General features: G+C 60.8%; 7 protein-coding genes. All 7 read right to left on the bottom strand.

What is annotated here, in order from left to right; translation table 11 throughout:
- Window positions 1-3,395 (bottom strand): hypothetical protein (locus tag VEZ38_RS14940; protein ID WP_324894764.1); only part of this gene is annotated, 3,395 nt, incomplete at its 3' end.
- A 19-nt stretch (window positions 3,396-3,414) separates the two neighbouring features.
- Entirely contained in the window at window positions 3,415-6,114 is a 2,700-nt protein-coding gene (locus VEZ38_RS14935; protein WP_324894762.1) for a glycoside hydrolase family 38 C-terminal domain-containing protein, read from the bottom strand.
- A gap of 21 nt (window positions 6,115-6,135) precedes the next feature.
- The gene (locus VEZ38_RS14930) at window positions 6,136-6,960 is read right to left on the bottom strand and encodes a carbohydrate ABC transporter permease (protein WP_324894760.1); all 825 of its coding nucleotides are present in this window, start codon (window positions 6,958-6,960) and stop codon (window positions 6,136-6,138) included.
- A 12-nt stretch (window positions 6,961-6,972) separates the two neighbouring features.
- Window positions 6,973-7,845, bottom strand: coding sequence for a sugar ABC transporter permease (locus VEZ38_RS14925; protein WP_324894759.1), 873 nt, complete (start codon window positions 7,843-7,845; stop codon window positions 6,973-6,975).
- Window positions 7,846-7,909: 64 nt separating this feature from the next.
- Window positions 7,910-9,394, bottom strand: a complete 1,485-nt coding sequence (locus VEZ38_RS14920) for an ABC transporter substrate-binding protein (RefSeq protein WP_324894757.1) — start codon at window positions 9,392-9,394, stop codon at window positions 7,910-7,912.
- A 12-nt stretch (window positions 9,395-9,406) separates the two neighbouring features.
- On the bottom strand, window positions 9,407-10,447 hold the full coding sequence (locus VEZ38_RS14915) for a LacI family DNA-binding transcriptional regulator (protein WP_324894755.1): 1,041 nt from the start codon (window positions 10,445-10,447) through the stop codon (window positions 9,407-9,409).
- A gap of 181 nt (window positions 10,448-10,628) precedes the next feature.
- Complete coding sequence (locus tag VEZ38_RS14910; RefSeq protein WP_324894753.1) at window positions 10,629-11,702, bottom strand: aminopeptidase; 1,074 nt, start codon at window positions 11,700-11,702, stop codon at window positions 10,629-10,631.
- Window positions 11,703-11,748 lie beyond the last annotated feature (46 nt).

The raw sequence follows: 11,748 nt of genomic DNA, 5'->3' as shown, positions 1-11,748 counted from the left end.
ATGACCCGGGTTTTGTAGCTGAGCCCGAGCTCGCCGAAGCTGTCGTTGCCGCTGCGAATGCGGTACGTGACCTCGCCGATCCCGGACATGTCGTCCGGCACCAGTCCGCGCTGCGGGTAGTTTTGGTCGACGGGCTCGGTTTTCACGTTGGCGTAAGCGAACGCCTTGGCTTTCCAAGCGTTCGGATCAGCGTCCTCGTAGTCCTCGAACAGCAGCAGGCTGCTGTCCTGGATATGGAGGATGCGGCGCGTGACCGGATTGTACGCCAGTTCGACGACGTCGCCCGCTTCCAGCTCGACGCGGCCGCCGACGATGTCGCGCAGCTTGCCGGATTGCTGCTTCAGGTTTAACACCGTATCCAGATCGAAAACGTACGTCCCCCCGTCTTCGTCCGTCAGCGAGCCCATCGCGTACGGCGTCATTTGCTGCATCGCCGCGATCGTGAGGCGCTTGCTGCCGCGCGCCGCCTCGATGCGGATCGCTTCCCCGGCGGCGTTCCTCGTGACGGTCAGCTGGTCGCCGACGAGCAGCTCGCTCACGCCGATCGCCGATGTCGATTCGGCGGTTTCGACGATCGTCAGCTCCACCTCGACATCGTCCGCCAGCGGAACGGCGATCAGCTCGGCGCCCGCGTATCGGGCATCGTCCGGTCGAATGTGGACGGCGTTCTCCCCAGCGCGGTGCGCGCGGAAGTCTCCCGTCACCTGCTGCGCGGGCGCGGCGTCGGCGGCGTTCCCTTCGACCTCGAAGCGGAACGTCGCCTCCCCGCCCTCGGCCTTCGCCGCGCCGGGCTGCGCCGCGTTCGATTTCGCCACGACGAACGTGCCGTCGTCGCGTCGTTCGAGCGCGTACCAGGCGCTGTCCAACCCGCCGAACGTCAGCGCGCCGGCCGTATCCTTCGCCGAAGAAATCGAGATCGCGAGGCGATCGCGCTCGATGCGCTCGATGAAGGCATGAACGGTCTGCTGCGGGTCGTCGAGCGCGAGCCGTACCGGATACTTCCCAAGGGCGCCTGCGCCTTGCACCGCATACGCGGCGGGCAGCGTCTCCGAAAGCGCCTCGTAGACACGCGACTCCACGGATCCATACCGACCTTCTTCGTACAACCGCGAAAGCTCCATCCAGACGCCGGAGGCTTCGAGCGCGGAACGGTTCGCCTCCAGCAGCTTCTCCGCTTCCTTCGCGGCGCCGACCCAGCGATTCAGCGCCCGCGTCTGCTTCTCCGTGAACGATACGTTCGGATCGACGTGGCCGCTCTTGCCGTTCTCGATGCCGAACGCGACTTCCTGCAGGCCGACCCACGACTCCAGTCCCGCCGGCAGCCCGGCGGCGTCGAGCTCGAATTTCACGTACAGTTCGGTGCGTCCCGCCGCGTGATCGTCGAGATCGACCGTATTTCGAACCGGTCCGGATTTGGAAAGCTCATGGACGAGCGTTAAAGCATCCGGGGACGGACCGGCGGAAATGCGAATCCGTTTCGACCCGTCCTGCGGGTCGAAGTAATTGATCGCTCTCGCGTAATAGGATACGGTCAGCCGATCCAGCGTTTTGCCGCCGTCGCTTACCTTGTAGACGACGGCGCCGGGACGGCTCGTGTCCGTAACGGACAGGTTCCATTCCCAATCCGTACGGCGTTGCAGGTTGTCGATGGCGTGCACTTGCTCCAAATAAGCGTCATCTTTGAAATGCTGCTCCAGCAGCGTCAACGAATAGGTGACGGGCTCGTACGTTCGATCCGCCCTGTCGATTTCCTGCTGCAGCGCCGCGTATTGCGAAGGCGCTAAATTATAAATGAACACATGATCCAACCCGTTGGCATAGGCAAGCGCGACAGAGTCGAAATTGCTCCCCAGCATGGACGCTTCCAAATTCGTGTTCGCCGTGCGGCCGTGGGCCAGCTGATACTCGAGGCTTTGCCGCGCGTCGACGAACGTCCATTCCGTGCCGAGGTTGGCCGCGTCGATCAGCCCCGTCTCCCAGAAGCGGTATACGTCGTCGTGAAACGGAAACTTGACCTCGTCGAACCCCTGCGAATAAATTTTAGCGTACAGCGGACGTCCGTCGTCGCCGGCCGCCGCCGCGCTTGCCGCGCCGGCCGGAACCGGCTCGCCGCGGAGCCCTTCCCGCATCGCTCCCGCGATGCCGGCGTTGTATTTCGTGACTTGATACAGCAGCCACAGCCGCTCGTCGAGCGACAGCCCGTCGGCCGGATCGAGCGCGATGCCGTCCCGCGCCGCGTTCGCCGTCATCGCCGGGTTAAAGTCCGCGCTTTGGTTCGGCGTCGCTCCGGGCATGCCGACCGCCCAGTACGCCGGTTCGCTGTCCATAATGAGCCCCGACACGACCGGATGCCGGCCCTCGGCGCGCATTTCCGCGTAACGCTTCGCCAAGTAGGCCATATGCCGCTTCAATCGCTCCTGCTTGAACGCGTTAAACCGCTCGTTCGCGACGGTCAGCCAAGGCGTGCTGCTCCATTGATTCGGAATGCTGAGTCCGTACCCGCGGTCGGGATCGTATACGACCTGCTGGTACGGGACGTCAGACCAGTAGCCGCCTAACCCGTCAGGTCCGTTCGGCGTGCCGCCCCACCACGTATCGAACTGAATGTTGACCGGAAGACCCGCGTCGTCGGAAAGCGAGAGGATGTAATCGATCTGCCGTTCCACCTCTTCCGGCGTCCACTTGGCGTACCGGAGCTGGACGCCGAAGCCGATCGTCATCCGATCGTTCCCGCGCAGCGAACGGCCGATCCGCTGAACGAGCGCGAGATCTTCCGCGTAATTCGTATATCCGATCGGCACGAGGATCGACAGCAGCATCGGCCGATCCGCGCCTTCGGCGGCGGCCGCCGCGTCGAAGCCGGAATACACCCGCAGCTTCCCGAGGTGCACGTCCCCGTCGTACCGGTTCACGATGCGGATTTCCATCTCGTCGTCCGCCGCGGGCAACCCGCCCGTCGCCGCGACGAAGTAATGGTTCGGCCCCGCGCCGCGCACCTGATAGCTTCTTGCGTACGTTTTTACGCCGTTAATGTAAATATCGTAGGAAATATATTGCTCTTGCCGTTTATGGATTTCTTGGATGTCCAGCGTCACCGGCGCGCCCGGTACCACCTTGGCCGTATAGGCGACGGCGCTGCCTGCCCCTCGCAAAACGCGTGTGTCGTACGTGCGCTCCTGCTGTCCGATCGTTTCGCGAACCGTTTCGAATTCGCTTTCGCCCTCGATTTTCATGCGATGCTGATGCTCGTTGCCGTTCGGCCCCATCTCGATGACGTCCAACCCGACCTCTCCTTTGTCCCCCGTCTTTGAGAACGACATCGCAGGAAATGCGGTAACCAGCATCGTTCCGACCAATACCGTACACAGCCGTTTCATCCATACCGCTTGAACCATCGCGCAGCTCCTTTCGTTTTTACGAAAATGCAATCGACAGCGTAACGATCTTCTTGGCTTGCAGCCGCAGACGCACTTGCTTGGCGCCGTCCGCCGCTTCCGTTACCGGCACGCGGCGCAGCTTCCCGCCGTGCAGCGCGGTTTCCCATACTTCGGCGGCCGGGAAGCGCAGCTCGAGCGCCGCCTCCCGCTCGGCTTCTGTCACGTTGACGAGCCGCAGCTCCATGCCGTCGCCGTCCGGCAGCGGGCGCATCGCGGTGACGTCCGCCGCGTCGCCGCCTTCCAGGAGGCGAATCCACGACGCCGTCGCCGCGAGACGGCCGCCGGCCGTCGGCGCGCCCGCCCAAGTCGCGACGAGCGCCGGCATATGCGCTTCGTTCGCGGCTTGCCATGGCGGCGTCGCGGCGTCCCTCGGCTCCCAAGCGACGGCGTACTCGAACGTCATCTCTCGCAAACATTGGCTCCCCGGCGTTTCCAGCCCCGGCCCGGGCCTTACCTTCGTCGCCATGCCCCGGTCGCTTCCCGCGAGGTGCGAGACGCCGCGGAACAGCGTAACGGCGATCGCGCCGTCGGCGGACGGGTCGCTCACGTCGCCGACCCACTCGTACTCGTGAAGGCCGTGCGCCGTGACCGTCAGTCGACGCTCGCCCGCCTCCGCAAACAAATACCGGTGGAACGGATGCTGCGTCGGTTCGTTCTCGATCCACGCCTCGCGGCTCGGCTGCGCCGCCGCGTCCGGGCGGGCGATGCAGTCGAAGGCGGCCCCCGCCGCCACCGGCGCCGTCTTCCCCCGAACCGGGAACAGCACGCGGAGGCGGTGATCCCGCATCTCGTTGCGCACATGCGTACGGAGATGCAGCGTGCGGCTTCCGTCCAGGAGCGTCAATACGGTCCTAAGGCGCAGCGGCTTCGTCTCGTCGCTGCGCGCTTTCGCGTCCGCCGTCGCCGACACCGGCACCGCCAGCTCATGCGTCACCGCAAGCTGGCTCCAGCCGAGCCCCGAGGCGAGCAGCTCGACGCCGACCGGCGCGCCCGTATACGCTTTCCGGTTGCGGACCGGCGGCGAATACACGTAGCCATCCCCGACGTCGCCGGAGTCTTCGAAGGAAAACAGCGACTCCGTCCGTTCGCCCGTCTTCAAATCCGTCCATTGGATTTGTCCGCCCGATCCGATTTCTATGCGTACGATGCCATTGTCCAAATACGGCGCCCCTGCGTGCAGCGGCAGCGCCGCTTGCGCCGGCGCCTCCTCCGGCCGGGCGGCCGCTACGATGTAGCCGAACGCCGGGAGCCGAAACCGCGCGCGCACGCGCATTCTTCGGACCGCCGCGCGGCTGAGCGGATAATCGCCGCTGTACCGGCTGATCGGACAGACCGGCGCGTCGCCGATAATCTCCCCGTAATGCACCGTGCCGTCGCGCTCCTCGATTCGCACCGTTCGATACACGGTTTCCGTCGACGCGCAATCGATCTCGAATTCCGCGAGCGCCTCGCGCGGATGCGGCAGCGTGTTGAATACGAGCACGCGCGTATCCCCCGGGGCCATCCAAGCGCCGTCCGCTTCGCGCACCAACGTTTGCAGCGTCTCCTCGCACAGCTGTTCGCCGATCTGCACCGCCTTCGCGTAGCGCAGCTCCATCTCGTCGTGCACGGCGTCCACGCTGCAGCCGCAGATGCTGTCGTGCGGATGGTTTTGGAGCACGTACCTCCACGCTTGCCGCACGAACGCGGGGTCGCTGCGCCCCAGCGCCAGCGTCGACACCGCCTGCAGCGGCTCGACCGCCAGCTCCAGCAGCCGTTGGGCGTCCGCGTTCTGCTGCTTGAGGTACACGCGGGAGGACAGCACGTTCGGCAAAATTAAATTGATCGCTCCGTCCTTCGCGTGGTTCGTGCGGCGGAACTCGCCCCGCAGCACCTGCGGCTCGGCGAGCTCGCCGAACACGAGCGCCGCGTACGCCGGCAGCGTCGTCTGCTCGAGCGGCACCGGCTTCGAGCGGTTCCACGCGTCGATGCGCCGAGCGACGTCGTGCTGCGGCTCCAGATGGTCGAAGCCGTTCATCAGCAGCACGCGGCCCGTCCGGCTGTGCCCCCCGACTTGCGCGACCAGCCGTTCGATGCGTTCGATCGCTTGCTGCGGGTCCGCCTCCCAATTCATCAAGCTGGTGTAGCCGTACCAATACGGCAAATGAATCGTCTTGATCCGGTCCCCGCTCGGCGCTTCCCACTCGAACTCCGTGGGCGCCTCCTCGGGACTGCCGTTCAGCCCTCTCCAAATCAGCGCGTATTCCAAGCCCAGCCCCGCCAGTATTTGCGGCATTTGGGCCGTGTGGCCGAACGTGTCGGGCATATACCCGACCTTCGAGATCGGCCCGATGCGGCTTCCGACACGATGCCCCTCCTCCATGTTTCGGATGAACGATTCCGCGCTTACGAGAAAGCCATCCATCAGCACGTACCACGGTCCGATCGTGAGACGGCCCGAGGCGGCCAGCCGTTGCAGCGAGCCGAGCGCCTCCGGACGCAACTCCAGATAATCCTCCAATAGGATCGTCTGGCCGTCCAAGTGAAACCGGTACGCCGGATCGGCCTCCATATGCGCCAGCAGCCGATCCAGCAAGCCGACCAACCGATACCGGAATTGTTCGAACGGCAAATACCATTCCCGGTCCCAATGCGTATGGGAGACCAGATGGATCGTTTTCGTAGGTGTATTCGACAATTGCGCTCCTGCCCTTCTGGGTTATGCCTTAATGGCTCCCGACGTCATGCCTTGCACGAAGTATTTCATCGTAAAACCGAAGAGCAGCATCAGCGGGATCGACGACAGCGTCATGCCCGAAAACACTTGCCCGTACAAAATTTGCTGTTGATCCATAAAGCGATACAAGCCCACGGTCACCGTCATGCGCTCCTGATCGGGAAGCACCAGCAGCGGCCAGAAGAAATCGTTCCACGTCGTGAGCACGTTGATCAGAGCCATCGACAAAATGATTTGCTTCGAAAACGGCAGCGCGATATGAAAAAACGCTCGCGCTTCCGAGCCTCCGTCGATGCGGATGCTCTCGAACAGCTCGCTCGGAATTTCCTCGATGAACGTGCGCAGCACGATGATCGTCACCAGCTGCCCGACCGCGATATAAGGCAGAATCGCCGCCCACGGCGTGTTGATCAGCCCCAAATCTTTCACCAGCACGAACTGCGGCACGAGCGTCAGGATGCCCGGAATCATCAGGAACGCCACAAGCACGCCGTAGAGCAGCGGCTTTCCCGGGAACCGGTAACGCGCGAACATGAACGCGGACAGACAAGCGATCAAGCATACGCCGACTGCGGACATGCCCGAGATAAACATCGAATTGATCATGTACGTCTTGATCTTGGCGAAGGTGTCCGCGTAAAATTCGAAATGCGGCTCCGCCGGGAACCCGAAGTAGTTCGTCTGCAGCTGAAAATTCGTCTTCACGGAAGATACCAGCATGAAATACAACGGGAAAAGCGTCAGAAACAGCAGCGCCGCCAAGACGACGATCATCGCCGTCCGAATCCATCGGTCTCTCGTTCTCATAAGTCCACTCACCTATGCCTTTTTCTTGATCAGAAACTGATTGGCCATGGAAAACGCGATAATGATGAAAAACAGGATGACGCCCACCGCCGACCCGACCCCAAGCTTCCCGTATACGAACGCCTGGTTAAACATGTACAATCCGGGAACGGTCGTATCGAAGCCGGGACCGCCCTTCGTCAAGATGTACTGGTCGGAAAACTGCTGAATGCCGCCGATCAGCGTCAACAGCGTCGTCAGCTTCAGCTGCGGGATGATGAGCGGCAGCGAGATGCTTTTGAACAGCTGCCACCCTTTCGCGCCGTCCATGCGCGCGGCCTCGTACAGCGAGCCGTCGATCGACTGAAACCCCGCAAGGTAAATCAGGAAACCCATGCCCCCGATGAAGGGGAACCCCTTAAACAACAGCGCGCCCAGCGCGGTCGCCTGCGAATCGCCCAGCCACACCTTCGTCCACGACTCGAGCCCAAGCATGGTGAGCAGCGTGTTCAACATGCCGAAGTTCGGCTCGTAGAAAAACAGCCAGAACAGCGTTAATACCATGCCGGGCACGACCATCGGCACGACGAAGCCGGTCTTGAAGAAGGCGCCCGCCTTCGAGTCGCCGAGTAAATACACCCAATACGCGCCGATGACCGCGAACGCTTGGATGACGACGATCATCCATGCCAGAAAAATCGCTAGTATCCAAAAGGAGTTCAGGAACACCGGATCGCGGAGAGCGTCGACGTAGTTCTGGAAACCGGAGAAGCTCGGGTTATAATAATTTCGCATCGTCCAATCGTAGAGCGAGATGCGAAACGCCTCGAAGGCCGGGTAAACCAGAAACAAGCCTACGAACGCGAAGCTCGGCAGCAAACATAGGTAGATGTAACGGTGCTTCATGGTCGCCTCTCTCCCGGGGAATGAATGAGAGGGGACGCGTTGTTCCCCTCTCTCGTTGACCGACTTATAAGTGTTCTTCCAGCTTCCAATCCGGATTCGCCTTTATGGCGTTATCCGCATACTTTTGCAGATTTTTGCCGAACGCCTCGAGGAATTGCTCCTCCGACATTTTGCCTTCGAGGAATTGCTGCTGCGCCTTAAACCACAAGTCTTTCTGCTCCGGCTCGAAGTTGTTGAAATTCGCGACGAACCCGGTTTCCTCTCCGAAGCTGTCCATGACCGGCTTCAACAGCTCCGGCACCGGCACGCCCGCCACCGGCGGAATCGTGAGCAGCTCTTCCGTCATCAGCTTCGCGCCTTGGTTCGGATCGGAGAAGAAATGCAGGAACTGAAGCGCGGCGTCCAGCTTGCCGTCCTTCGCCGCCTTCCCGGAGATCGAAATTTCCGGAGCCGCTCCGATTTTGTACTTCTTGCGCTCGTCTTCGCCGAGCGGGGAAAACCCTTTATCCAAGTAAGGAATCGCCGCGATCCCGTAATCGACCGTGTATCCGCCCTGCAAATGTTGATTCGGATACCAGCTGCCGTTCAGCACCATCGCCGACTTTCCGTCGTTGAACAATCCTTCGAATTCCCAGCTTGCCGTATTAAAGCCTTCGTTAAAGTAAGGGGAAAGCGTCTTGAGCGTCTTCAGGTATTCTTTCAGTTCCGGAGAATTCTCGTTGATAAGCCCCTTCTTGACCGCGAGCACCCATTCGTTCATTTCGACTTCGCCGTTTTTGTTCAGCACGTCGAATTCCGCAAGCCTCGGACGAAGCAGCGTCATCCACAGATCGGAGGCGAGCCAGCTCAAGTTCCAATCGAGCGAGTTTTGCAAGCTGAAGCCGATGTAGCCTTTGTCGTGCGCCTTCTTCGCGACGTCGATCATTTCGGAGATCGTCGCCGGCGGCTGCGTCACGCCGATTTCCTGAAAAATCTTTTTATTGTAGTACAGGTTTACCGTTACGATTTGCGCCGGAATGCCGTACAGCTTCGGCTTGTTCGGGTCGGTTTTGTCTGAAGCGCTTTCAATCGTGCCCGGCAAATACGTTTCCTTCCATGGCTTGCCGGTGTACTGATTCGCTTCGTTCATGTACGGGTACAGGTCGATAATCCAATTGTTTTTATGCCACGTCGCCCGGTCGCCGCCGTTATAGTAAACAATCTCCGGCTCGCTCCCCGCGATAAACTGCGCTTCGATGAATTTCTCGAATTCGCCCGCAGGTACGTACTGCAGCTTCACCTTGTGGCCCGTTTTCTCTTCGAACGCTTTCACCAGCTTCTCGTAGGCCGGCCACGCGGATTCGCCCTGAATATGCACCATCGTGAGCTCTTGCGGCTTCGGGGCGGCAGGCTCTTCCTTCGCCTCTTCCTTCGCGGGCGTCTCCGCCGCCGTGCCCGCGTCGTTCGCCGGAGGCGCCTCTTCCGTCGCTCCGCCTCCTCCGCCGCAAGCCGTCACCAGCACTGAAACCGCTAACAAAAATACCATGGCCAAGCTGAAACGTTTCTTCATCTTCCGTTCCCCCTAGATTTGGTTGGTGGTTGCTAACAAATCCGCGCAGGTGGCGCCAGGGATGTATCTCACCGGCAGCACTTCGCGGAGCGGTTCCTGTGGCCCTTGCGTGATCGTCTTGATCAAATATTCCGCCGCGATCGTACCCAAACTGGCGATGTCGTGCTCCGAGCGGGACAACGGCTTCTCCGACATCTCCTCCCAACCGGACGCGCTCATGCTGATGACGCTGAGCTGCTCCGGCGTCGAGTACCCGAGCCCGCCGGCCGCCCTCATCACCCCGAAGGCGAGCAGGTCGTCGGCCGTAAGAAACAGCGTCGGCTTCGCACTCTCCTTCAGACATTGCACGGTGTGCTTCATCGCCGATTGCATCGTCAGGTCGGTATGAATTTCCCGCACGACGACATCGGCATCCGCCGACTCTTCGACCGCCCGGGCGATGCCTGCGCGCAAATCCTCCGCCATCGTCATCGACTCCGGCGCATTCAAAAACACAATGTGCCGATGTCCGTTCTCGATCGCTTTCATCGCGCTCAAGTACCCCGATTGCTTGTTGTCCCCGTCGACGTAGTGCACCCCTTCCATCTCCACGGCCGGCCTGCCGATCAGCACGTAAGGGACGCCTTCTCTCGTCAATTCCACGATCTCCTTAATGTTCAAAGCCGGACACGTGATGATATAACCGCCAACCCGCTTCTCCCGGTATAACCGTTTGAACATTTCACTGTAATTTTCCCCCGCGCTCGCCGTGAACAGCTGAAGCACGAAGTCGTGCTGCGTCATGTAATGACACAGCGCCGAGGTCAGCGTCGAAAAAAACATGTTTTGTCTGACCTGTTCCGTCGTGAAGGGCATGAATAAACCGATGGCTTTCGTCGTTCTCATGACCAGCGACCTTGCCGACACGTTCGGATGGTAATCGAGCATGGCCATCGCCCGATTCACCGCCTCCAGCGTTTCCGGCTTCACAAGGTTGGGCGTATTCAGCACTCTCGACACCGTCTGCCTAGACACCCCAGCAAGCTTCGCAACGTCATTAATTGTGCTTGCCACGTCCTTGCCCCCTCATAATGTGAACGTTCACATTGATAATGTAAAGGACAATTTTAGAAGTGTCAATACATTTTTGTGAACGTTCACAATAGAAAGAAACGTTTAAAAAAACGAAACGAAAAAACCTCCCGAACCCACCGGCGTCGCCGATGCGGGAGGCATGAATCGTCGTTCGAAAACGTTAAAACACCCACTTGCCGTCTTTCTGCACGAGTTCGCCGTCGAGGTACATTTCGCCGCCGTCCTTCAGCCCCTTCACGATATCCCAATGGATGACCGAGACGTTGCCGTCGGGACCGCCCTTTTCGTACGCTTGCCCGAGCGCGAGGTGGATCGAGCCGCCGATCTTCTCGTCGAACAAGATATCCTTCGTCGGCCGATCGATGCCGAAGTTGGCGCCGATGCCGAGCTCGCCGAGGTATCGCGCGCCTTCGTCCGCGTCCAGCGCTTCGAACAAGAAGGCCTCGCCCTTCTGCGCCGACGCCTCGACGACCTTCCCCTCGCGGAACGTCAGACGGATGCCGGAAATTTCGCGGCCCTTGTACGTCGTCGGCCACTCGAAGAAGATCGTGCCTTCGGTCTTGCGAAAATTAGGCGTGTAGTAAAACTCGCCGTCCGGCACGTTGTGCCGCCCCGCGGCGACGATGCCCTTGCGGCCTTCGATGTCGACCGTCACGTCCGTGCCGTTCGATCCGACGATCCGCACCTTGCTCGCGGCGTCGAACCTCGCGGCGGCCGCCAGCATCGAACGCTCGATCTCGGCGTAGTCGACGTTCGTCGCGCCGAAGATAAAGTCCTCCAGCTCCTCGAGCGACATCTCCGCGTCCTGAGCGTAGCCTTGCGTCGGGTATTTCGTCAGCACCCACTTCGCTTTATCGGCCATCAAATGTTCGAGCGCCGGCCGTCGCGCCTTGCTTCGCGCCGTCGTCCGCCAAGATTCGACGTTCGTGAGGTCCTTCGTGTTTTCCTCGGACAAGATGTTGATGTAGCCGTCCATATGATAGAACAGAAGCTCTTGCCAGCCCGCGTACGACAGCTGTTCCTCCGAGCCCTCCCGCAGGAACGTGCCGAGCAAGCCCGGAACTTCCACGTTGGTGTGCGGATGGCCGCCCGCCTTCAGCACCGCTCGGTAAGCTTCCTTAATGAGCGGAATCGCGCTCGTCGAGCCGCTGATCAGGATTTTCTCTCCCGGCTGCACCCGGAGCGAATGGTTCACCAAAATATGCGCCAGCTTCACGACTCTTTCGTCGGCCATCGAACTCTCACCCCTGTTCTATATTCATCTTCCTATTATATGCGAA

Source organism: Paenibacillus sp., from assembly GCF_035645235.1.
Taxonomy (GTDB): Bacteria; Bacillota; Bacilli; order Paenibacillales; family YIM-B00363; genus Paenibacillus_AE.
This window is presented reverse-complemented; position numbering and strand designations above follow the sequence as displayed.